The 20,733-nt window shown below is 68.9% G+C and carries 22 protein-coding genes and 1 tRNA gene; 4 read left to right on the top strand and 19 right to left on the bottom strand.

Going from position 1 to position 20,733, the window contains the following annotated elements:
• Positions 1–2: 2 nt before the first annotated feature.
• Positions 3–1,619 carry an efflux transporter outer membrane subunit gene (locus tag JYJ93_RS35565; protein ID WP_206799019.1) on the bottom strand — a complete coding sequence of 539 codons (1,617 nt, stop codon included), beginning with the start codon at positions 1,617–1,619 and terminating at the stop codon, positions 3–5.
• A gap of 239 nt (positions 1,620–1,858) precedes the next feature.
• Between JYJ93_RS35565 and ppk2 the strand changes: the two genes are divergently transcribed.
• Positions 1,859–2,632 carry a polyphosphate kinase 2 gene (gene ppk2 / locus JYJ93_RS35560; protein WP_242544054.1) on the top strand — a complete coding sequence of 258 codons (774 nt, stop codon included), beginning with the start codon at positions 1,859–1,861 and terminating at the stop codon, positions 2,630–2,632.
• Positions 2,633–2,713: 81 nt separating this feature from the next.
• Here the strand turns inward: ppk2 and JYJ93_RS35555 are convergent, their stop codons facing one another.
• The 8 genes from JYJ93_RS35555 to JYJ93_RS35520 all read right to left on the bottom strand — a co-directional run bounded on the left by JYJ93_RS35555 (position 2,714) and on the right by JYJ93_RS35520 (position 12,315).
• Positions 2,714–4,438, bottom strand: coding sequence for a DUF4394 domain-containing protein (locus tag JYJ93_RS35555; RefSeq protein WP_242544053.1), 1,725 nt, complete (start codon positions 4,436–4,438; stop codon positions 2,714–2,716).
• A gap of 205 nt (positions 4,439–4,643) precedes the next feature.
• A complete protein-coding gene (locus tag JYJ93_RS35550) occupies positions 4,644–6,713 on the bottom strand; it encodes a PQQ-dependent sugar dehydrogenase (protein WP_206799013.1) in 2,070 nt (689 codons plus the stop codon).
• 131 nt (positions 6,714–6,844) lie between these two features.
• Positions 6,845–7,786: a DUF808 domain-containing protein gene (locus tag JYJ93_RS35545; protein WP_206799009.1), complete on the bottom strand. Its 942-nt coding sequence runs from the start codon at positions 7,784–7,786 to the stop codon at positions 6,845–6,847.
• 169 nt (positions 7,787–7,955) lie between these two features.
• Positions 7,956–8,351 carry a DoxX family protein gene (locus tag JYJ93_RS35540; protein WP_206799008.1) on the bottom strand — a complete coding sequence of 132 codons (396 nt, stop codon included), beginning with the start codon at positions 8,349–8,351 and terminating at the stop codon, positions 7,956–7,958.
• Positions 8,352–8,451: 100 nt separating this feature from the next.
• On the bottom strand, positions 8,452–9,288 hold the full coding sequence (locus tag JYJ93_RS35535; protein WP_206799007.1) for a hypothetical protein: 837 nt from the start codon (positions 9,286–9,288) through the stop codon (positions 8,452–8,454).
• A gap of 152 nt (positions 9,289–9,440) precedes the next feature.
• The gene (locus JYJ93_RS35530; RefSeq protein WP_269013022.1) at positions 9,441–10,496 is read right to left on the bottom strand and encodes a Gfo/Idh/MocA family oxidoreductase; all 1,056 of its coding nucleotides are present in this window, start codon (positions 10,494–10,496) and stop codon (positions 9,441–9,443) included.
• A 134-nt stretch (positions 10,497–10,630) separates the two neighbouring features.
• Positions 10,631–11,302, bottom strand: coding sequence for a DUF72 domain-containing protein (locus JYJ93_RS35525; RefSeq protein WP_206799005.1), 672 nt, complete (start codon positions 11,300–11,302; stop codon positions 10,631–10,633).
• 113 nt (positions 11,303–11,415) lie between these two features.
• On the bottom strand, positions 11,416–12,315 hold the full coding sequence (locus JYJ93_RS35520) for an aspartyl/asparaginyl beta-hydroxylase domain-containing protein (RefSeq protein WP_206799004.1): 900 nt from the start codon (positions 12,313–12,315) through the stop codon (positions 11,416–11,418).
• 101 nt (positions 12,316–12,416) lie between these two features.
• Between JYJ93_RS35520 and rnhA the strand changes: the two genes are divergently transcribed.
• A complete protein-coding gene (gene rnhA, locus JYJ93_RS35515; protein ID WP_206799003.1) occupies positions 12,417–12,884 on the top strand; it encodes a ribonuclease HI in 468 nt (155 codons plus the stop codon).
• A 26-nt stretch (positions 12,885–12,910) separates the two neighbouring features.
• Here the strand turns inward: rnhA and JYJ93_RS35510 are convergent, their stop codons facing one another.
• The 3 genes from JYJ93_RS35510 to JYJ93_RS35500 form a co-directional block, all read right to left on the bottom strand.
• Positions 12,911–13,474 (bottom strand): redoxin family protein, encoded by a 564-nt coding sequence (locus JYJ93_RS35510; protein ID WP_206799001.1) that lies wholly within the window; start codon positions 13,472–13,474, stop codon positions 12,911–12,913.
• Positions 13,474–14,061 (bottom strand): protoglobin domain-containing protein, encoded by a 588-nt coding sequence (locus JYJ93_RS35505; protein ID WP_206799000.1) that lies wholly within the window; start codon positions 14,059–14,061, stop codon positions 13,474–13,476. The genes JYJ93_RS35510 and JYJ93_RS35505 overlap by 1 nt, the downstream gene beginning before the upstream one ends.
• Before the next feature lie 94 nt (positions 14,062–14,155).
• Positions 14,156–14,815, bottom strand: coding sequence for a MarR family winged helix-turn-helix transcriptional regulator (locus JYJ93_RS35500; protein ID WP_206798999.1), 660 nt, complete (start codon positions 14,813–14,815; stop codon positions 14,156–14,158).
• Positions 14,816–14,936: 121 nt separating this feature from the next.
• Here JYJ93_RS35500 and JYJ93_RS35495 point away from each other — a divergent pair, with 121 nt between their 5' ends.
• The gene (locus JYJ93_RS35495) at positions 14,937–16,376 is read left to right on the top strand and encodes a DUF2079 domain-containing protein (RefSeq protein WP_206798998.1); all 1,440 of its coding nucleotides are present in this window, start codon (positions 14,937–14,939) and stop codon (positions 16,374–16,376) included.
• 45 nt (positions 16,377–16,421) lie between these two features.
• The gene (locus JYJ93_RS35490; RefSeq protein ID WP_206798997.1) at positions 16,422–16,823 is read left to right on the top strand and encodes a hypothetical protein; all 402 of its coding nucleotides are present in this window, start codon (positions 16,422–16,424) and stop codon (positions 16,821–16,823) included.
• A gap of 34 nt (positions 16,824–16,857) precedes the next feature.
• On the opposite strand, the gene JYJ93_RS35485 is transcribed toward JYJ93_RS35490, so the two are convergent.
• The 7 genes from JYJ93_RS35485 to JYJ93_RS35455 all read right to left on the bottom strand — a co-directional run bounded on the left by JYJ93_RS35485 (position 16,858) and on the right by JYJ93_RS35455 (position 20,687).
• Complete coding sequence (locus JYJ93_RS35485; protein WP_242544052.1) at positions 16,858–17,337, bottom strand: hypothetical protein; 480 nt, start codon at positions 17,335–17,337, stop codon at positions 16,858–16,860.
• Positions 17,338–17,355: 18 nt separating this feature from the next.
• A complete protein-coding gene (locus JYJ93_RS35480) occupies positions 17,356–17,607 on the bottom strand; it encodes an SH3 domain-containing protein (RefSeq protein ID WP_242544051.1) in 252 nt (83 codons plus the stop codon).
• A gap of 212 nt (positions 17,608–17,819) precedes the next feature.
• Positions 17,820–17,894: transfer RNA gene (locus JYJ93_RS35475), tRNA-Met, on the bottom strand.
• 217 nt (positions 17,895–18,111) lie between these two features.
• Complete coding sequence (locus tag JYJ93_RS35470) at positions 18,112–18,738, bottom strand: HAD family hydrolase (RefSeq protein ID WP_206798996.1); 627 nt, start codon at positions 18,736–18,738, stop codon at positions 18,112–18,114.
• Between the two features lie 58 nt (positions 18,739–18,796).
• Positions 18,797–19,426, bottom strand: a complete 630-nt coding sequence (locus tag JYJ93_RS35465) for a hypothetical protein (protein ID WP_206798994.1) — start codon at positions 19,424–19,426, stop codon at positions 18,797–18,799.
• A gap of 68 nt (positions 19,427–19,494) precedes the next feature.
• The gene (locus JYJ93_RS35460; protein WP_206798993.1) at positions 19,495–20,274 is read right to left on the bottom strand and encodes a hypothetical protein; all 780 of its coding nucleotides are present in this window, start codon (positions 20,272–20,274) and stop codon (positions 19,495–19,497) included.
• Positions 20,271–20,687: a hypothetical protein gene (locus JYJ93_RS35455; protein ID WP_206798990.1), complete on the bottom strand. Its 417-nt coding sequence runs from the start codon at positions 20,685–20,687 to the stop codon at positions 20,271–20,273. Before JYJ93_RS35455 ends, JYJ93_RS35460 begins: the two co-directional genes overlap by 4 nt.
• Positions 20,688–20,733: the final 46 nt, after the last annotated feature.

Here is a 20,733-nt window from a genome sequence, read left to right as displayed (position 1 = left end):
CTCTATGGCTTGACGGGTTGAGAGACCGTCTTGGTTTCTTGCTTCCGCGGCTTGGACAGCATGTCGCCCCAGTGGGTCCGCTGTTCCATCTCCGCCTGCATCGGCTCCGGCACGATGGGCTGGTCGCGGCGGACCTCCCAGCCTCCGCCCAATGCCTTGTAGAGGGCGACCAGGTTCGTGGCGATGGAGGAGCTCGTCTGGGCCAGGTTGTTCTGCTGCTCCAGGAGAGACCGTTGCGCGTCCAGCACGCGCTGGTAGTCCACGGCGCCTTCGCGGTACTGCACCACCGCCAGTTCCACCGAACGCTGCGCGGCCTTCACCGCGGCCTCTTGGAAGGCCATGGCCTGCTGGGCGTGGATGAAGCCTGTCAGCGCGTCCGCCACCTCCTGGGCCGCCTTGAGCACCGTGTTGCGGTAGTTGACGAGCAATTGCTGGAACCGCACGTCCTCGACCCGCACCCCGTTCTTCAGGCGGCCGTAGTTGAGGAAGGGAAAGACGATCCGGGGACCCACTGAATAGAAGAGGCTGCCCAGGGAGAAGAGGTTGCCGGAGGCCGCGGCGCTGGTGCTCGCCTGGAGTCCAATCGTCCCGAAGAGGGAGAAGCTTGGATAGAGCTCCGCCTCCGCGATGCCAATCCGGGCGCACTGAGCGGCCGCGTACAGCTCCGCGCTGCGGACATCCGGGCGCCGCCGGAGGATCTCCGCCGGCATGCCCACGGCCACCGTCGCGGGCGCCACGGGAATCCGCTTGGGGCCCGCGAGCAGCGCCTCCACCTCGCCCGTGGGCTGGCCCAGGAGCGTGCTCATGGCGTTGCGAGCCTGCTCCAGCCCGGCTTCCAGTTGGGGGATGGTGGCCCGGGTGCTCTCCAGCAGGGTCGAGGCCTGCATTACATCCAGCTCGGAGGTGACGCCGTTGCTGAAGCGCGACTCGGCGATGCGGTAGCCCTCCTCCTGGATGCGCACGTTCTCCCGCGCCTGCTCGATGAGCACCTCGTAGGTGCGGACCAGGACATAGGTTCGCGCGACCTCCGCGGTGAGCGACACGAGCGAGGACTGGTAGTCCGCCACCGACGCGAGCAGGCCCGCGGTCCCCGACTCCACGCCCCGCCGGTACTTGCCCCAGAAGTCCACCTCCCACAGCGCGTCGAAGCCCAGCTGGTACTCCAGGAAGTGGCGGTCGATGGAGCCCAGGTTCTGCAAGTTGACGGGATTGGCCGCGGCGGAGTTCTCGCTGCGCCCCACCGCGGCGGCGCTGCCGACGAGGGCCTGGGCCTGCGGATACTGCCGGCCGGTGAGGATGGCCAACTGGGCGCGTGCCTCGACGATGCGCAGCCCTGAAATCTGAAGCGGCAGGTTCTGCCTGGCGGCGAGCTCGACGAGCCGGTCCAGCGAGGGATCGCCAAAGGACTTCCACCATTGGGTGTCGACCGCGTCCTGTGTCGACAGGCGCGGATCGCCCTGGGTGCGCCACTCCTTCGCGACCGCGGCCTCGGGCTTCTTGAAGTCGGGGCCGACCGCGCATCCGGAGAGGGCGGCGAGGACGCCGAGCAGCGGCACGGTGCCCACGAAGGATGTGAATCCCAGCTTCATCCCCTGCATGGCGTTGGCCGTCCCCCGCATCCGCGACACCTTGATGGGCGGGGAGGTTCCGCACGGGGGGATGCGCGCGGGAGTACGAGCCGCGCGGATGCCCCCGGGGGCAATCCCCGATGTCCACCGGCCCATGCCAGATACGGACCCGGGGGGGGAATGGCTGTCATCCGCCGCACCCGGGAGAGCCCTGCCCGATGGCACGCATTGCGCGTGCCGGGGGGCCGCACAACCCTATGCCCATGGCACAGGACACCCACAAAGGGCCCTTGAAGCGAAAGGCCTACACCCAGGAGCTCCGCAAGCTCCAGTCCCAGCTCTGCCAGCTTCAGGAGTGGGTCAAGCACACGCGGATGCGTGTCATCGTGGTGTTCGAAGGCAGGGACGCGGCGGGGAAGGGTGGAACGATTCGCGCCATCACGGAGCGGGTGAGCCCCCGCGTGTTCCGCGTGGTGGCCCTCCCGGCGCCTTCGAGCCGGGAGAAATCCCAGATGTACCTGCAGCGGTATGTGCCGCATTTCCCGGCCGGCGGCGAGATCGTGATCTTCGACCGCAGTTGGTACAACCGGGCCGGCGTCGAGCCCGTGATGGGCTTCTGCACGCCGGAGGAGCACGAGCGCTTCCTGATGGGCTGCCCCGTCTTCGAGCAATACATGGTCGACAGCGGAATCCTCCTGCTGAAGATCTGGCTGGAGGTGGGCAGGGAGGAGCAGGCGCGGCGGTTCGCGGCGCGCATCGACGACCCCTTGCGGCAGTGGAAGCTGAGCCCCATGGACATCAAGTCCTGGAAGCGCTGGTACGACTACTCCAGGGCCAGGGACCAGATGCTGGCCGCGACGGACACCCCCTTCGCGCCCTGGCACATCCTGCGCTCCGACAACAAGAAGAAGGCGCGGCTCAACTGCATCCGCTTCCTGCTGGAGAAGATTCCCTACGAGAAGGTGAAGCGCGCGAAGGTGAAGCTGCCGCCCCGCTCCAAACACGGCCAGTACGACGACGCCGCTTCGCTCAAGGGGCGCAACTTCATCCCCGAGCTGTACTGAGCGCCGTGACGAGGTGAGCCCCCGTCACGGCGCGGCGGTGTGCTGGACGCCCGCTACAGCCCCAGCACGACGCGTGTTGGGTCAATAGACGAGGGCGATGTCCATCAGCTCGGGGCCAGAGGCGCCACCCACGGAGGCCATGTCCGCGGTGGTCGCGGTCCGCGGGAAGAACGTGGCCGCGCCGGTCAGCAGATTCACCTGGTACAGGACATGGGGACCGCTGGCCGCCGTGCGCCCCGCCACCAGCGGCAAGCCATTGTCACCCCCCGCGATGTCGAAGCCCGCCGCGCCGACGAACGTCACGCCCAGGGCGCCCACGTTGACCAGCGTGCCGTTGTTCGGCGGGTCTTGCCGGGCCAGCACGTGGCTGTTGCGCTCCAGGTCATACAGCGTCGTCGCGGTGGCCCCCGCCACGCTGTTCGTGTACGCGGCGCCGAAGACGGTCGCGGCCGGTGCGCGGTTGATGTCTCCGTCCGTGGTGGTGGCGCCAGTGTCCACGTTGATGCGCAGGTTCTGCCCCGTGTCGCTCACCACGCGCAGGCGGTCCGCCACCGGGTTGAAGTCGATGACGAAGTGCGTCCCCATCAGGCCGGTGAAGGGCGCCGTCGCGTCAGCGGGATCCGCCGCCAGCGTGGACTTCGCGGTGACCGCACCCGTCTGGGGCTCCACCGTGTAGAGCTTCCCGGCGGAGGAGAGGGCATATAGCTTCCGGTCCGCCGGACGCGCGTCGATGCCGAGGAGCGTCTCGCCCGCGGGCACGCCCGTCAGGGCCACCGTCGCCGTCAGCGTATTGGGCGCGGAGAGCGCGGCCCGGACGAGCCGGCCGTCCGTGGTGAGGCCGTAGAGCGAGGGGGCCGCGTCCTGCTTCAGGGCCAGTCCCTTGAGGGGCTCCGTCGTTCCGATGACCGCGAGCTCCGTGGCCGCCCCCGCCGCCTTCTCCGGGGCGATGCGGTACAGCCGCTGCGTGCCGCCCACCGTCAGCGCGGCGTAGCCCACGTTGGTGCAGGCGTCGATGTCGTAGCCATTCACCCCGGAGGCGTCCACGCCCAGGGGCACGGGAGCGGTGAGCGTGCCGTTGTTCGGCGGGTCCTGGAGGTAGACGGTGTCTGTCGCCGTATCCAACACGAAGAGGCGGGTGCTGACCGTCTCCGGGAAGGAGTTGGTATAGGCCGCGCCCGTCACCTGCGCGCCCGTGCCGCCGTTGATGGTTCCATCGGTGATGGTGGCGCCGGTGTCCACGTTGATGCGCAGGTTCTGTCCCGTGTCGCTCACCACGCGCAGGCGGTCCGCCACCGGGTTGAAGTCCACGGCGAAGTCGGTGCCCATCAGCGCGGTGAACGGGTTGTCGTCTCCCGCCATGGCGGCCAGCGTGGCCTTCACGGTGGCGACACCGGTGTCCGGCGCCAGGGTGACGATGCGCCCCGCGCTGGTGAGGCCATAGAGCCGCGAGTCCGCCGGGCGGTAATCGATGCCCAGGAGCGACTCGTCCGCGTTCAGGCCCGTCACGTCGACGGAGCCCACCAGCGTGCCAGGGGTCGCCCGATTGAAGGACACGAGCTTGTTCGAGGTCGTCAGGGCGACGACGTCACCCACCATGACCGGATTGGAGCCGCCATCCGTCCCGGCATCCATCTCCATGCCCGCGTCGGTGCCGGCATCCGTGCTCGTGCCTGCATCCGTGCCGGTGCCCGCGTCCACGCCTGAGTCTGGCCGGGGAGTGGGGGGGACATCGTCGTCATCATCTCCGCAGGCCGTGAGCATGAGCGCGGTGGCGAGCGCGGCGATGATTCGGTTCGGATTTCGCATGAGCGACATGGTCTCCCCGGTAGTTTCACTGGATCGGTGTTCCCAGTGCCTTACGCGGGGGGCTTGGAACTGGATTCAAGCTCGCGTCGATTCAATGAATTGTTTCATTCTTGAATCTCGGGCTCATGGGGACCCGCCTGGACCTGCGCCAACGGCGGCCCCGGGAGCGCTCGGGGCCGCCAACGACGACGGGAGCTTCGCCTGGCTACTGTCCCAGCACGACGCGGAAGATGCGCTCGTTGCTGTTGTTGGGGATGCTGTCCTTGTCACCCTGGTTGGTGGTGGTCAGCCAGAGGTTGCCGTCCGGGGTGGGCTCCACGGTGCGCAGCCGGCCGTAGGTGCCGACGAAGAACTGCTGCACGTTGGTCAGGCTGGTGCCGCTGATGACCTCCCGGTAGAGGCGCGTGCCGCGGGCGCAGGCCACGTAGAGGACGTCGCGCACCACCGCGATGCCGGAGCACGAACCGTCCGCCGTGGAGTAGGTCTGCTTCGGCGCGATGTATCCGGCCGTCGCGCAGCCCGAGCCGCCCTGGGACACCGTGCCCTCGCAGTTGGGCCAGCCGTAGTTGCCGCCCTTCTGGATGAGGTTGGTCTCATCCATCACGGAGTTGCCGAACTCCTGCTCCCACAGGCGACCCTGCGAGTCGAAGGCCAGCCCCTGCGGGTTGCGGTGGCCGTAGCTCCACACGTAGTTGCCGAAGGGGTTGTCGGACGGGACGGTGCCGTCCGCGTTGAGGCGTAGCACCTTGCCGGCCAGGTTGTTGATGTCCTGCGCGTAGGCGCCGTTCTGGGCATCCCCGGTGGACGCGTAGAGCTTCCCGTCCGGGCCGAAGCGCAGGCGACCGCCGTTGTGGAACTTGTTGCGGCCGATGCCCTGGAGCAGCACCTGGAGCGACGCGGTGTCGAGGGCGCCGTTCTCATACCGCAGCCGCACGATGCGGTTGTCGGTGGGGGAGGTGTGCATCACGTACAGCCAGCGGTCGGTGGAGAAGGTGGGGGAGAGCGCCAGCCCCATCAGGCCGCCCTCGCCGTCGGTGCTCTGCACGTTGGGGACGGTGCCCACGGACGTCTTCTGACCCGTCGCCGGGTCCAGGCGGATGATGTTCTGAGCGTCGCGGCGGCCGTAGAGCACCGTGCCGTCCGGCAGGTTCACCAGGCCCCACGGGATGTCCGTGTCGGTGGCGACCTGGATGACGGAGCACACGGCGTTCGCGCAGGCCTGGCCCGTGGTGACCGTCACGGAGGCGCTCTGGGCGGACGCGTTGCCCTGGGCGTCGCGGGCGAGCACGGCGTAGGTGTAGGCCGTGTTCGCGGACAGGCCGCTGTCGACGAAGGCCGTCCCCGGAGGAGCGCCGGCCACCGTGCCAATCTTCACGCCGCCCCGGAACACGTCATACGCGCTCACGCCCACGTTGTCGGTGGACGCGGTCCAGTTCACCGTCACGCTGGTTCCGGACGCGGTGGCGGTGACGCCGGTGGGGACGCTGGGCGCCTGGGTGTCCGCCTGGCATTGCGGCACGGTGATGGAGAGCGTGGCGCTGCCCTGGGAGACATTGCCCACCGCGTCCCGCGCATTCACATACAGGCCCCAGGTCACGCCGGGGACCAGGGTCAGCCCGGTGGACACCGAGGCGCCGGAGACGGACTTCATCAACTGGCCGTCATGGTAGACGTCGTAGAAGGCGACGCCCTGATTGTCCGCGGACGGCGACCACGACAGCGTGGCCGAGTTGCACGTCACGTTGGACAGCGCGAGCCCGCTGGGCACGGTGGGCGCCTGGGTGTCGGCCGGAAATGACCACTGCTGGTTCGTCTGCGCGTTGCAGGTCCAGACGATGACCTTCGAGCTGTTGGTGGTGGCCTGGCCGGACACGTCGAGGCACAGCGAGGTCGCCGTGTGGATCACCGCGCCGCTGGTGTTGCGGACCCACCGCTGGTTCGCCGTCCCATTGCAGGCGGCGATGACGGCCCGCGCCCCGGAGTTGGCGGTCTCCGGCTGGACGCACCACGAGCCACCGAACGCGCGCAGCTCGCCTTCCGGCGTGAAGAGGAACCGCTGGTTGTCCTGGCTGTGGCAGTCATAGATGTGGAGCTCCTGCCCCGGCGTCTGACTGTTCTGCGCCACATCGAGACAGCGGCCGGACTGCACGCTGATGAGCCGTGAGCCGGCGACCACCGCGGCGGTCTGTGTCTGGAGCTCGGGGTCGTTCTCCGGCTTCCCTTCGCAAGCAGTGACGGTGACCAGGACTCCGGCCAACAGGTAACGCACATTCATGGAGACGCTCCTTGGCATTCCGTCTCTTTCACGGAATCCAGGAAGCGCCTCAAGTGAACTCTCTGGAGCGCGCCGGGCGATGTTGAGCGGCTATCAACAGGTCCCCGGGCTCAAGTTGCTTCCCGCCCGCGCTACGCCTTGGCGTCGCGCTTCTTGAACAGCTTCTGGCCCAGGGTGAAGAGCGCCACCAGCAGGGCGCCAGCGCCCAGGCCCACCGCGGCGTTGATCAGCATGGGGGTGAGCCCGCCCAGGACGCTGCCCACGCCCGGGACGCGCCCGGCCCACGCGGTGATGGACTCCTCCGCGTGGTGCAGGCCGGAGAAGCCGTGCACGAGGATGCCGCCGCCCACCAGGAACATGGCCGCCGTGCCCGCCACGGAGAGGAACTTCATCAGCCACGGCGCCGCGCGGAGGATGCCCCGGCCCAGGCCCTGCGCGAAGCCACCGCTCTTGCGGCTGAGGTACAGGCCCGCGTCGTCCAGCTTCACGATGCCCGCCACCAGCCCGTACACGCCCACCGTCATGATGAGGGCGATGCCCACCATGACCGTGACGCGGGTGGCGAAGTCCGCCGTCGCCACGGTGCCCAACGTGATGGCGATGATCTCCGCGGAGAGGATGAAGTCCGTGCGCACCGCGCCCTTGATCTTGTCCTTCTCCAGGGCCACCCGGTCGACGTTCGGGTCGTCCAGCGTCTTGCGCAGCTCGGCGTGGTGCGCCTCGTCCTCTTCCTTGCCGTGCAGGAACTTGTGCGCCAGCTTCTCCGCGCCCTCGAAGCAGAGGAAGGCGCCGCCCACCATCAGGAGCGGGGTCACCAACCAGGGCGCCAGCGCGCTGATGGCGAGCGCCGCCGGCACCAGGATGGCCTTGTTGACCAGCGAGCCCTTCGCCACCGCCCACACCACGGGCAGCTCGCGGTCCGCGTTCACGCCCGTCACCTGCTGCGCGTTGAGCGCCAGGTCGTCTCCCAGCACTCCCGCGGTCTTCTTCGCCGCCACCTTCGTCAGGATGGAGACGTCATCCAGGATGGTGGCGATGTCGTCGATGAGCGCAATCAGGCTGCTGCCTGCCATGGATGTCTTCCGGGCTGGGGGGTGGGGACGTCACCCTGCTGGAGCGCGAATTAGCACAGCTGGAGGAGCCGTGCTCCAGCGTCGGCGGGTCACCCTCCGGGGCGGCGCGCGAAGTCGACGTTCCCGTCTTCGGTGTGGATGGGCTCGCCCGTGTCCTGGGCGCGCTTCATCAGCGGCCCCGGCGCGCGGCGTCCACGCTCCAGATGCCGGAGCCGTGTGCGGCGATGTAGAAGAAGACGAAGCAGTAGAGCGCCGCGAGCTCGCCCTTGTTCAGCATGGGGTTGAGGTTGCCCCCGTTGGGGATGACGTGCCCCATGAAGAAGGCGACCGCCATGGTGCCGCTGGAGATGAACGCCGCCGGGCCGGCGAACAGCCCGAGCGCCACGAGCAGCCCGCCCAGGAACTCGATGCCTCCGGCGCCGTAGACGATGAACGGCGGCGCTCCGGCGGGCATCCCGCCGAACATGCCGAAGACCTTCTGCATTCCGTGCAGCATGAACATCAACCCCGCGGCGATGCGGAGCAGGGCGTAGAGGCGTTCAGCGTGGGGCCGCAGGAATCCCATGGTGTTCTCCAAGGCGTGTGCCGGGGGATGGAGGGGCCCGGCACGCGCCGTGAACCATAACGGCGGGCCCGTGTCCACGCTGCTCACGGGCCCGGGAGGCTCACTTGCTGCTCTGGACCACGGTCTCTTCCACGATGGTGAGCGAGTCCACCGCGCCCGTCATCCCGATGTGCGTGAAGGCGCTGTAGGGATAGGCGCCGTCATCGAGCTGCTCCACGAACTCGATTTCATCGCCCGCCACCTGGCGGCCGTCCTCCAGGGTCACCGTGAAGGCGCCTTCCTGGAAGCGCACGCGCCAGATGCAGGCCCCCACGCGGCCCACGCCCGTGGTCACGCCGAAGCCCTCCACGCCGAAGTACAGGTCCGGGTGGCGCATGCGGTCCATGTACGCCCAGATCTGCACGGAGGACCACTCCCACCAGCGGTGCGGGAGCATCATGGCCACCATCTCGCCCTGGTTGCGCACGTTGATGGCGTAGGAGGAGCCGCCCGGGCTTCCGGTGAACGTGGGCAGCATCCGCATGCCGCCATCGGGGTTGCTCGGGTCCGGGGCCAGCGCCAGCGTGCTGATGACCTGGTCCTCGTTGCGGCCGTAGAACCGGATGCCCTCATCGCTCGCGCCGAAGTCCACGATGGACTTCTGCCGCCAGCTCTCGGCGCGGCCCATGACGCCGACGACGCCGTCCTGCTCCAGGTTGTGCAAGCCGGTGACCACCAGGCCATCGTCAGTGGACTTCAGCGCCGCGCTGCCCGTGCCACAGTGGCTGATGCCCTCGAAGCGCTGGACACAGTTCCTCGGGGCCGCCATGACCTCCTGTGATTGGGATGCGGCAACGGACTCCTCCTGCGTGGGCTCTCCCTGGCAGCCCGCGAATACTCCCATCCATGTGGCCGCCAGCAGCCGGCCCATGAACATGCCTGCGCGCGTCATTGACATCCATTCCTCCTTGGGGTGGACAGCGGAGGCCAGATGTCTGCAATGGACAGACCAGGGCGCCCAAGCAAGACGGGCGCTCGGATGGCAATGATTGCCGTGCGAAGGCTGTGACAGTTCTGGCTACAGGAATGCGGGTTTTGTGGCGTTTGCGGTTATTTCCGACGCAGCCCGGCATGATTGACGCGCAGTTGGTTTCGCGCCGCGTCGATGGTGTCGAGCAAGGCGATGCTGCGCTCGAGCGGGTGCAGGGGAGACTCGGTGTGTCCCTCGGCGATGTGCCGCGCGACCGCGGCCGCCTGCCAGGCGAGGCCCTCGCTGCCGTGGATGCCGGACGGGTCGGTCCAGCGCAGCCGCTGGTCCGACCTGGCGGCCTTCAGCGTGAAGCCGCTGGGGGTGAAGAAGCGCGAGTCCATCTGGAGGCGCGCGTGCGTCCCCGCGATGACGGCCTCCTGGGGCGTCTCCGCGAAGAGGGTGGTGTGCAGCAGCGCCTGCGCGCCCGTGGGGTACGTGAGGACCAGGGCCGCCTGCCCGTCCACGCCGGTCTCGGTGAGCGAGCCCGTGGCGTGTACGTGCTGCGGCGGGCCGAGCACGAGGTGCGCGAGCCAGATGGGATAGATACCGATGTCCAGCAGCGCGCCGCCGCCGAGCGCGGCGTTGAAGACGCGGCCTTCGGGGTCGAAGTCGAAGCAGCCTCCAAAGTCAGCCATGACGAGCCGGACGTCGCCGAGCACGCCATCCTGGAGCAGCCGTTCGATGAGCAGGGTCTGCGGGAGGAAGCGCGACCACAGGGCCTCCATGGCGAAGACCCCCGCGGCGCGAGCGGCCCGGGCGATTTCGCGGGCCTCGGCGGCGTCGAGCGCGAGCGGCTTCTCCACGAGGACGTGCTTGCCGGCGGCGATGGCGAGCAGGGCCTGCCGCTTGTGTTCGCTGTGGGGAGACGCGACGTAGACGATGTCGACGTCGGGGTCCGCGACGAGCTGCTCGTAGGACACGTGCACGCGTGGGACGCCATACTGCGCGGAGAAGCGCCGGGCGCGCTCCGGGTCGCGCGAGGCCACGGCGTGGACGCGCTGGTCGGTGTGCCGGTGCAGGGCCCAGACGAAGCCCCCGGCGATCCGCCCCGGAGCGAGCACGCCCCAGCGCAGCACGGGCCCTCCGCGCAGGGGGATGGGGTCGACGTGGGGGAGGGTGGTGGGGAAGGCGCTCACGGGCCCGACTCTAATCGCTGGCCGCTCGTCACACCCGCCGGCGCAGGGACTTCCCAAAGGCATCCCCCACGGACACGCCGTCCAGCGAAACGGGCGCACGCGTCATCCGTACGGTGATGGGGTCATTCCGGGCGTCATGCATCGCGGTGCAGCAATGACAGTGCGTTCGGCAGGGCCGCGCCTTCCGCCGTGTTGTCGAAGATGCACCACACCCGGCGGCCGGCCTGTTCGTGGCCGGCAATCTCCACGGCCAGCGCGTCCAGGAACGCCTGGGAATATTCGGAGTAATACATCTTCGGCGAGCCGTGCAGCCGGTAGTAGACGACCTCCGTGTCGGGAGGTTGGGGCGCGCTCACCGCGGGCGGATCCGCCCTCACGTAACGGATGCGTGCATCGTCCAGAACCCGCCGGGCCTCGTCCGTGAACCAGGTCCGGTGCCTGGGCTCGCACACGACGTCCACCGAGGTCCGCTCCCGCAGGGACTGGAAGAACGCGCGGGCCGTCTCAGGCTCGTGCTGAAGACTGGGCGGCAGCTGCACCAACAGGCATCCCAGTTTGCCTTCCAGGTGGCCCGCCTCGCCCAGGAAACGCTCGAGCGGCTCGCCTGCGTCGTGCAAGCGCAGCTCATGGGTGATGGCCTTGGGGACCTTCACCGCGAAGCGGAACGTCTCTGGAACGCTGTCGCGCCAGCGGGCGTAGGTGCCGGGCCGGTGCGGCCGGTAGAAGGAGGAGTTGATCTCCACCGCGGGAAGGACGCGCGCGTAGCGCTCCAGGTGGGTCCCCGTCGTGGGGAAGTGGTCACCCACCGCGCTCGACAGGCTCCAGCCGGCACAGCCGACCCGGCAGCGCTCGTGAGAGGGGTTCGAAGGTCCGTGTCGCACCCGGAGAAGCTAGGCACGGACCGGCGCGCTGCTCAGTCTCACCCGCGCCAGAAGTGCCGCACCCGGGCATCCGTGCGTTCCTGCTCCGCGAAGCGGACGAGGAGGGGCTCGGACATGCTTTCCGGCACGCGCAGCTGGGCGAGCATCGCGCGGACCTCGAACTTGCGCGTGAGGCCGAGCAGGGCCTCGCGCTCGGGCAGGGTGAGGCCGGGATGCCAGCAGTCGGCGATGAGCACCACGCGGCGCTCGGTGCCCCGGTTCCAGGTCTCGTGCTCGAAGGAGTCGTGGAACGTGAGCACGCGGCCCGGCTGCCAGTGCCGCGCTTCCGCGCCCACGCGGATGCCGCAGCCCTCTGGCACCTTGAGCCCCAGATGCAGCCGCATCCGGAAGCCATCCCACGAGCAATGCGGCGTCAGCGTGGTGCCGGGCGCGTGCGAGGAGAACAGCACGTCCGCCAGTGGGAAGTCGGTGCACTCGCCGTCCAGCGACCGCACCGCGGCGGCCGTCTCCTCCATGGCGAGCTGGGGCCAGAAGAGGCGGTCGGTGCGCTCGCCGCCGAAGTAGATGGGGTGCACGGACCAGTGGCCCGTGCCGACGATGCCGGAGTCGTAGTGCAGCAGGTCCGCGTGCTCCAGCCGCTCCAGGTCGCGCGTCACCGCGGCCAGACACCCCTCCAGCGCCTTCGCGGCCGGGGGCGGCGGGTCGCGCCACGGGTGCTCATCCAGGCCGGGGAACGGCGGGAAGATGGTGGGGGACTGCTCGGGCCTGACGGGAGGCGCGGGCACCTGGCCCATGAGCATGCGCAGGTAGTGCTTCAGCCGGTCCAGCTCCGGCCCCGCGCCCAGGACCGCGTCGAGGTAGCCGCCCTGCCGGGCCAGGTCGATGATGCGCTGGCGCACCTGCGCGGTGATTTCCTGGGGCGATGTCTGCGCGACCATGGTGCGGTGCCTCCGGTGGGGAGGCGCAAGCCATAGCCCGGCGGCGAAGGCAGCGTCCAGGGCGGGTCCGGTGTCTTCGGGGATGGAGTAGGGTGCGCGCGATGTCGCTCCCCCTGGTCCACATCTACTGTGACGGCGCCTGTTCACCGAACCCCGGCCTGGGAGGCTGGGGGGCCATCCTCATCGCCCCCGAGCGCAAGGATTACCGCAAGGAGCTCCAGGGCGCGGAGGCGGACTCCACCAACAACCGGATGGAGTTGACCGGGGCGCTCGTCGCGCTGAAGGCCTTGAAGATGCCGTGCCGCGTCCAGGTGTTCACCGACTCGAAGTACGTGTGCAACGCCTTCGCGGAGAAGTGGCTGGACACGTGGCAGGGCAATGGCTGGCGCACGTCAGGCAAGAAGCCCGTGTCCAACGCGGACCTGTGGCGCGAGCTGCTGGAGGCGGTCCGCGTCCATCAGGTGACCTGGCACTGGGTGCGGGGCCACGCGGATGACGTGGAGAACAACCGCGCGGATGCACTGGCCGTGGCGGCCCGGCTCGAACTGGCGGCCCGGCTCGGACGGTAGTCCGGCGCGGGATCTGGTCGCGGCGGTCAGTCCGGCGTGGGCACGGCGCAGCCCGTGTCGTCACAAGCCGCGGCGGCCCCCTGGACCGCGGGCCGCTGCACGCCGGACACGGGACCTGCCTGGGCTTCGAGCAGCAGCGTCTGGAGCTCGGCGCCCAGCAGCAGGTCGTCGTGCATGCCGAAGACCTGCCGGCGAAGACGCCCCTGCGCGTCGATGAGGACCGTCGTCGGCGTTCCCCGCATGGCGTACGCGCTCATGGTCCGTGGGATGGGGTCGCCGCGTTCACCCGGTGCGTCCACGCCCACTGGGAACTTCACCCGGTACTCGTGGAGGAACGCCCGGAGGGACTCGAGCTTCATGGCCTCGTGGTGCTCGAAGACCGTGTGCAGTCCGACCACGACGAGCGGCGCGCCCGCGAAGAGCTCCGCGACGCGCTGTGCCTGCGGAATGCCCCGGGCGACGCAGCCCGGGCAGAGCATCTGGAAGGCGTGGAGGAGGATGACCTTGCCGCGGAGCTTCTCGAGCGTGAGCGGCTCTGGCGTGTTGAGCCAGTCGGTGGTCCGCCAGGCTGGGGCAGGACGCGGTGTCATCAGAAGTCCCCGTCCTTGACGTAGGGGTGGGCCCAGAGCGTCACCTGCAACAGGCAGGACTTCACCCACGCCGCATACATCTTCTCGACGTCCTCCGCGGAGTGGCCCTGCTCGGCCAGGAAGGGGCGCAGGGTGAAGGTCACCGGGAAGATGAGCGCGAACAGGTTCCGGAAGGGCACCAGGTCCATGGACGGGGCGCCGTCGGTCTTGTTCTTCCGGGCCCGGTGGTGACGCAAACCAATCTCATGCTGGTAGTCGAGCCAGGCCTGGTCGTACCGGGCGCTCGACGTATCGAGGATCCACTGGCCGAAGCGCTTGCGGACGGAGGTGAGGTAGTCCCCCAGGGGCTTGCCGTCCGTCTTCCCGCTGAACGACGCGAGCAGGTGCGGCTGACTCCCGACAAACCCATACCAGACGTCGAGGATGGCCTCGACCCGTCCCTTCACGATGTCGTGAGACATGCGGAGGGCCTTCACGTCCTCTTCGCCGAACAGGACGCTGGCCTTCATCTGTTCGAAGTCGTTGAGGGAGACCGGCGAGCGCGAAACGGACGCGGTGCCATGGGTGTAGCCGGGGATGTTGTCCATTGTGTCTTGTCCTTCAGGGAGCGGAGCTCCGCCGTTGCCGTCGGCCGGAAGGGCCGCGGATGCCGTGTTGCTTCGTGTCCGAGGCGCGGGGACGTCAGCCGCGACGCATGAACTGCTCCCAGACCTCGCGCCGCGCGGACTCCGCCGCGAGCTCGTGTTCCGGGCAGTCGATGCGCAGTTGCTCGCTCGACAGGGGCGCGTCCACGAAGGCGCAGTGATGCGGAGCCGCGCCCGGGCGCACGTTCGGGCGGAAGTGAGTGCAGGTCACGCACATGCCGGTGACCGGGACGAGCCCCTGCTCCTGAAGCATCCGGATCATCTTGACGATGCCGGCGAAGAACGCGCGCTGCTCATCCGGGGAGAGGTCCGCGACCGCGTCCGCCATGAACTCCGGCCACGAGCGCGCGCGGGCTCCGAGTGACGCGCCCGTGGCCGTGGGGGTCAGGAGGCTGGCGCGCGGATGCCTCGGGTCCGCGGATCGGGTGACGAGCGCCTTCTCGACGAGGACGCGGACCGAATCGCTGATGGTGGGAAGCGTCACGCCGAGGCGCTCACTCAACTCCTTGCCGGTGAGCGGGCCGCTCGAGACCAGCGTGGCGAGGATCTGCCCCTGCGTCGCGGACAGGCCCGCGCCATTGGCCTGCTGCCAGGACTGCTGCTTCATCGCGAGCCCGATCTTGTGGAGCCCTGTCGCGATGCGCGCGGAGATGGGGTCGCTGTTCTCGTCGAAGTATCCCGGTCGCTTCCCAGTCATGCACTTGATCTAAGTTAGGACTCCTAAGTTGTCAAGACGACCGGGCGGCGCGTCCGTGTGGCAGAGTCCCCCCGCTTTGCATCCCATCGCGTTCACCCGCCGGTTCCGGGCCTGGCACCTCGTGCTCGGAGCCTTGTTCGTCTACACCGTGGTCTGCGTCTGGAGCGCCTTCCGGGGAGGGGTGTTCGCGTTCCATGACCTCGGGCTCCTGAACGACCTGTTCTCGAACGCGGTGCACCGGGGCCGGCCCTTCTGGGTGACGGACATGGACCTCAACCACCTCACGGTCCACTTCACCCCGACGCTGCTGCTGCTCACGCCGCTGTTCCTACTGAGTGATTCGCAGTTCCTCTTCATCGTGTTGGGGTTGGTTGCGCTGTACGCAGCGGTCGCGCTCCAGGTCTGGTTCTTCGAACGCATGGTCGAGGAGCGGGAGCTGCTCCCCGCCGCCTGGAGGCCGTGGGTCTCCGTCGCCTTCACGCTGTACCTGGCGCTCAATCCGTTCGTGAAGACGGTCGCGCTCTCCGCGCACTTCGAGGTGTTATTCCAACTGGGCTCCACGGCGGTGCTCGTGATGCTCCTGCGGGGGGCGCGGATGCGGTGGGTCGTGCCCGCGGCGCTGCTCGCTTTGGGCGTGCGGCCGGATGGAGGCTTGTTCCTCGCCTTCCAGTCGGCGGCGTTGCTGCTGCTGCCGGCGGTGGCGCGTCCGCCGCGTGAGGTGCTCACGCGCAGGGCGCTCGGGGTGTCCGCGCTGGCGCTGGGCTATCTCGCGCTCTGTGTCGCGGTGGTGCTGCCGGCGCTCGGGACGCCTTCGGGCACGCGGTTCTGGTCGCACTATGGCAACACGTGGGGGCAGGTCGCCTTCACCGCGCTGGGAGACCCTGGACGGGTGGTGCACGACGTGGCCACCAGCGGGCTGGTGGTCTTCCAGCGCAGCTTCGGGTGGATCCAACTGCTCTCTCCCGCGGCGACGCTGGTGAGCACGATTCCGGGCACCTTCTTCTTCATGGCGGATGCGCCGGACAAGCGCCTCCTCTGGTTCTACAACTCCGCCTTCCTGCTGCCCGGGCTGGGCGTGTGCGCGGCGGCCGGCTTCGGGAGGCTCGCGGAGGTGTGGAAGGGCCTGCTCGCGCGCGGGAAGATTCCCGGTCGAGCCGCGATGGTTCCGGCGCTGCTGCTCGCCGTGCTCGCGATGCTCCAGGTTGCGCGCTTCGACCGGACCATCGGGTCACCGCCGCTGCGCCCCATGCCCCCGGTGGATGGCGACTTCCGCCAGGCCTTCGAGCGTCAGGTCCAGACGTGTGCCTCCTGGCGCGCGGTGGCCACGGACTTCCGCTCCATCGTCTTCGTGCCCAACGGCTACGACCGTTTCCTCCTGCACCACTACGAGCGGGCGCAGGTCGTGCTTGTTCCCCCGCGCGTGGACACGCTCCTCCTGGGCGCGGACTCACGTGAGGCGTTGCTCGACAGGCTCCAGGGGGATGCCCGGTTCGAGGAAGTGGCGGACCCGGGCCCGGTCCGCGTCTTCGTGCGGAAGGATGCGCGCGGCTGCGGTTCGTGACGCGGTGGACGGAGGGGGCACATCCGAGGTCCAATCCCGGCCGTCATGACCCCAGACGAAGTGCAGAGAACCCTGGCCGACGCGGAGCTGGTGCCGTGCGCGGAGTTGTCACTCGTGGATGCCCGGAGGATGGTGGACGGCTTCCTGGACGCGGACGTCCCCGCCCTCGTCCACCGTGAGGCATGCGGCAAGGTCGGCTGCTCTCCGAAGTTCCAGGTGCTGGTGCGGCCCGAGGATGGGCCCCGGGTGGCCGCCCTGCTCCAGCAGGGATGGCTGGAGTCGGTGCGCCGCGAGGGGCTGGTGCCAGAGGGGACGACTCCCCGCCTCGTGTCCGCCGCCCCGTCAGACGCCACCGAGGAAGAGGGAGAGCCTCCCTGCCCGGCCTGCGGAACGGCCGCCTCGCTGGTGGCTGGCGCCTGCAGCGACTGCGGCCTCCAGCTCGAGTAATCCACCGCGTTCACTGGACGTCGGGCCTGACGGCTCAGCCCGTCAGCTTGCACAGGGATTTCAGATCGGCATCGTAGAAGCCCTCGCCCGCGACGTAGATGAGGCCCTTCCACTCGCGCGCGATCCAGCCCTCCAGATTGTCGACCATCTCCCAGCAATCTTCAGTCGCGCCTTTGGAGTCTATCTCAAACACGATGAGTTGCCGGGTGTCCTCGAGCCGTGAAATCAACGCCGCGTGCTTCTTGGCCAGGGCCGCGTGCTGGAGCGCCTCAATGGCTTCCTGCTTGTCTTCCGCGAATTCCTTCGCGTTGTCCTCGCGACGGAGGAGGACAGGGCGCTTGCGCGCCTGGTGCTCGATCTTCAATTCCGTCCACGGCGTGTCGCCAGCTTGCGAGGATGGAGGAGACACGGTGAGTTTCGGCGGATTGTCAAAGTAGGCTCCCTCCTCGATGAAGTCGGCGATTTCTCGAGAGCGAAGCGGTTTGTCCGCCTGGCAGAAGATGTGGATGAACAAGCGGGTCCTCGTGTTGTCTCAGTCTACCCAGGTCCTGGCGTCAACCACGCTGGGGCTTTCACCGTATTTGTAGAGGATACGCCTCCCAGGGAGTGGGTGCTCGGGGGAGGACCAGATGTGCTCGGTGGCGACATAGCCCTTGCGGCCGTCGCGGGTAGACACATGCAGCCATCCGCCAGGGATGCGGCTCACCACCTGGACGTGTGCGTTGAAGGCCAGTCTTCCGATGATGTTGTTCCCCATCATCGGGATGGAGCGCAGGCGTTCCATCCCAAGAGACGATCCCGATATCGCCCGGGGGCGCGGGCTGGACGTATGCGTGGGTGTGAGCGCCACCAGTCGATCCGAGAGAAACGGCTTACCTGGCATCTCGGAAGCCCTTCTGGGAAGTAGTGGGATTCGAACCCGAGGCCCGCGTGTTTTTGAGCGCGGCGCATCTGCCAGGTTGGGTCATTCCGGCACGAGCTGTCTTGGAGGTGAAGTCGGGATGACTGGATTCGAACCAGTGACCTCGCGCGTATGAGGCGCACGCTCTCAACCAGCTGAGCTACATCCCGTTGGGTTGGAGTCCTCGAGGGAGGACCCGGACATGACGGAGGCCGGGTCCCCCCTCGGGAGCCCGGCCTCAGTCCATGCGCGTCCCGGGGTTACCGGGTGGCGGCGTGGGTCAGGTGCCGGGCGGACAGCCGTGGAACGAGGCGATGGCCAGGTCCATGCTGTCGGGAGTGGGCTCCATGTCGGTGGGGCTCGGCTTGTCGCTCTTCGTCATGGGCATCACACTCCTTTCGCGGGGAGCAGGGACGCAGCGGACCCTCCGTCCTGACAGAGTTGCTTCCGCCAGCCCCGTTTTTCGATGCACCGGACGTTGTCCACGTCCGCGAGCGTCTTCAGATACCGGCCCAGGTCGAGCAACTCCGTGTCGTGCGCCTCGCCCTCGTATTCGCGGACGTAGATGGCGTTGCCGTGGTTGTGGATGCACTTGGCGGGCGTGTCATCGACAATCAGGACGCGCTCCAGCCGGTAGCCCCGCCGCTTCAACTTGCGCAGCTTCTTGACCCAGCCGTAATGCACCTCCGGATCGAGGAACCCGTCCCGCTGGACGCTGGCCCGGTCGAGCCCATACGTGCACCGGCTCCGCCCCCAGACGAAGTCCAACTCGAGTTCCGGCGGGATGATCCGCTTCACGAGCTCCGCCACGTACTTGTCGGCCCCCGCCGACCAGATGGCCAGCCGGAATCGGGTGGCGCACTCCCGCAGGAAGGGCTCCAGGTGCGGACGCACGTGGACGAAGTAGTTCAAGGCCTGGAAGTCCGCCTCCCGGGCCAGGGGCTTCTCGCTTGCGTGGACCAGGGTCTCATCCAGGTCCAGGATCAACAGGATGCTGTCCGTGGGCGCCGTCACCGGTGGATCCCCCGCCCGGTGACGACGCCGGATGGCTTCCGAAAATGACGACGCGGCGTCACTGCACGCCGGGCGCTCGGAACACCTGTCCGTTGCGGCCTTCCAGCACGAGGCTGGCCTCATCCGAGCTGCCCACGCGCAGCTCCACACGCGGTTGTCCACGGCGGTCCACCAGGAGCAGGCCGGGTGAGCCCTCCTCATCCGCGCCCAGGATGGCGCGGGGCCGGCCCGTCACGTCCGCCAGCTCCAGCCTCGACGAACCGTCCACCTGGAGCCCCACGGAGAACAGCTCCGCGCCTCCGGACTTGGACAGCGTCAGGCGCGGCGCCTCGTCCGAGAACACCATCAGCTCCGCCAGCGACTCGCCTTCCGCCGTGGAGAAGCGCAGGCGGGGCGAGTCGTCCTCGCCCACGCCCAGCAGCGCCCGGGGCCGGCCTTCGCTGTCGTTCAACACCAGCGCCGCGCCGCCATGTCGGTTGGCATCAAAGCTGGCCCGTGTGCGCCCCGTGGCGTCCTTGAGCACCAGCCGCGACGCGACCAGCTCTCCTGCCTGCGACCGCGGCGCTTCATCACGCAGTGCCGCGGTTCCCAGTCCCGCCCCGGCCAGCACGAAGGCCGCGAGGGTGAGGCCCTGCCACCGTCGGAGCCGGCCTTCCAGCCGCTCCATGCGCGCGTCCAGTGAGTCCATCCCGGCGTCGCCTCCTGTCCCACCCTGGTGGGACGGCAGGAGGCTAGCAGAGGCCGGAGGGTCTCCGCTCAGCGGGACAGGAAGAGGAGCAGGAACGTGGGCAGCGCGGCGACCAGGACGCCCACGCCGAGCGTGAGCACCATCTGGAGGAAGAACAGGTCCTCCAGGGTCTCCTCCAGCACGCCCTCCAACCGGTCGATGGCCAGCATCTCCAGCTCCCGCACCGCGGAAGGCACGTCTGGCGACGTCAGCACCGCGCGCAGGGCGATGAGCCCCAGCACCCGGCGCGACTGGTCCATGAGGAAGCCCTCCAGCCATCCGGCGCGGGAGGCCGCGGACTCACGCGCCTCCTCGGGGTCGCGCATGCGCTCCGCCACCGACTCCTCGATGGCCCGGGTGAGCTCCGCGCGGCTGGGCGTGCCGGCCCCGCGTAACCGCCGGGCGACCTGCAGCGTCGCGGGCTTGAGGATGGCGTACGCATAGCCCATCAACCCGCGCGCGCGGACCTCGCTCGCGAGCCGTGCGCTGACCCCGTGGAGCATCCAGACGTAGCCTCCGGCCAGAGCCAGGGGCAGGGGCGTGAGCACGAAGCTCAGGGAGTTCAGCCAGGAGGGCGTCGGGGCCGCGCCCGTCCAACGCGGCGCGAGCACGAAGACGCCCGCCAGCACCAGACCAAAGCACCCGAAGAGGAAGAAGCCCTTCAGCGCACCCGCCACGCCGGAGCCCAGCAGGGCGGGCACCATGGCGAGGAGGCTCCGCAAGCCCGAGCGGGCCATGCCTCCCATGGACTCACGCGGAGGCGCTTCGAGCGGCGCCGCGTCCCGTTGCTTCAAGGCCGCGTGGCTCATGACGCGCGCTCCACGGATGCAACACGCAGCTCGGCGGTGGTCCACTGGTCCACCTGTTCCGCGGAGGGCGGCGATACAGGCGTGCTGTCCCTCAATTCGCGCCGACGCCGCCACCACATCAGGAGCGCGGCGGCGCCGAGGAGCACGGCCCCCACGGCCAGCCGGGGCAGCAGCCACGGGATGGGGCCGGACCGGGAACTCTGGCGTTCCTTCCACCACGCGGTGCCCGTCCCAATCAGCGCGAGCACGCCCGGAATGGCTGCGATGCGCCACAGCGTCCCGCTGTCAGGGCCCGGCACGAGCGCCAGCAGTCCCAGGAACACCGTCGTGGTCCACAGCAGGATGCGGCCCAGCCGGAAGTTCGTCAGCCCCACCAGCACCGCCGCGACGGGCTTCGAGCCCTCACCACTCATGTTGCGTCCCCCATGGGAACGTCATCCTAAAGGGGGACGGGCCCGC

Origin of the sequence: Corallococcus sp. NCSPR001 (genome assembly GCF_017309135.1) — a bacterium.
In the GTDB taxonomy this organism is placed as follows: Bacteria; Myxococcota; Myxococcia; order Myxococcales; family Myxococcaceae; genus Corallococcus.
The sequence above is the reverse complement of the archived record's forward strand: the minus strand, read 5'-3'. Positions and strand labels throughout refer to the sequence as shown.

Bases quoted from the DNA above. Each gene is read 5' to 3' on its own strand.
- JYJ93_RS35565 (WP_206799019.1), bottom strand. From the start codon at position 1,619: ATGCGGGGGACGGCCAACGCCATGCAGGGGATGAAGCTGGGATTCACA.
- JYJ93_RS35555 (WP_242544053.1), bottom strand. From the start codon at position 4,438: ATGCGAAATCCGAACCGAATCATCGCCGCGCTCGCCACCGCGCTCATG.
- JYJ93_RS35550 (WP_206799013.1), bottom strand. From the start codon at position 6,713: ATGAATGTGCGTTACCTGTTGGCCGGAGTCCTGGTCACCGTCACTGCT.
- JYJ93_RS35545 (WP_206799009.1), bottom strand. From the start codon at position 7,786: ATGGCAGGCAGCAGCCTGATTGCGCTCATCGACGACATCGCCACCATC.
- JYJ93_RS35540 (WP_206799008.1), bottom strand. From the start codon at position 8,351: ATGGGATTCCTGCGGCCCCACGCTGAACGCCTCTACGCCCTGCTCCGC.
- JYJ93_RS35535 (WP_206799007.1), bottom strand. From the start codon at position 9,288: ATGTCAATGACGCGCGCAGGCATGTTCATGGGCCGGCTGCTGGCGGCC.
- JYJ93_RS35520 (WP_206799004.1), bottom strand. From the start codon at position 12,315: ATGGTCGCGCAGACATCGCCCCAGGAAATCACCGCGCAGGTGCGCCAG.
- rnhA (WP_206799003.1), top strand. From the start codon at position 12,417: ATGTCGCTCCCCCTGGTCCACATCTACTGTGACGGCGCCTGTTCACCG.
- JYJ93_RS35510 (WP_206799001.1), bottom strand. From the start codon at position 13,474: ATGACACCGCGTCCTGCCCCAGCCTGGCGGACCACCGACTGGCTCAAC.
- JYJ93_RS35505 (WP_206799000.1), bottom strand. From the start codon at position 14,061: ATGGACAACATCCCCGGCTACACCCATGGCACCGCGTCCGTTTCGCGC.
- JYJ93_RS35500 (WP_206798999.1), bottom strand. From the start codon at position 14,815: ATGACTGGGAAGCGACCGGGATACTTCGACGAGAACAGCGACCCCATC.
- JYJ93_RS35490 (WP_206798997.1), top strand. From the start codon at position 16,422: ATGACCCCAGACGAAGTGCAGAGAACCCTGGCCGACGCGGAGCTGGTG.
- JYJ93_RS35480 (WP_242544051.1), bottom strand. From the start codon at position 17,607: ATGGAACGCCTGCGCTCCATCCCGATGATGGGGAACAACATCATCGGA.
- JYJ93_RS35465 (WP_206798994.1), bottom strand. From the start codon at position 19,426: ATGGACTCACTGGACGCGCGCATGGAGCGGCTGGAAGGCCGGCTCCGA.
- JYJ93_RS35460 (WP_206798993.1), bottom strand. From the start codon at position 20,274: ATGAGCCACGCGGCCTTGAAGCAACGGGACGCGGCGCCGCTCGAAGCG.
- JYJ93_RS35455 (WP_206798990.1), bottom strand. From the start codon at position 20,687: ATGAGTGGTGAGGGCTCGAAGCCCGTCGCGGCGGTGCTGGTGGGGCTG.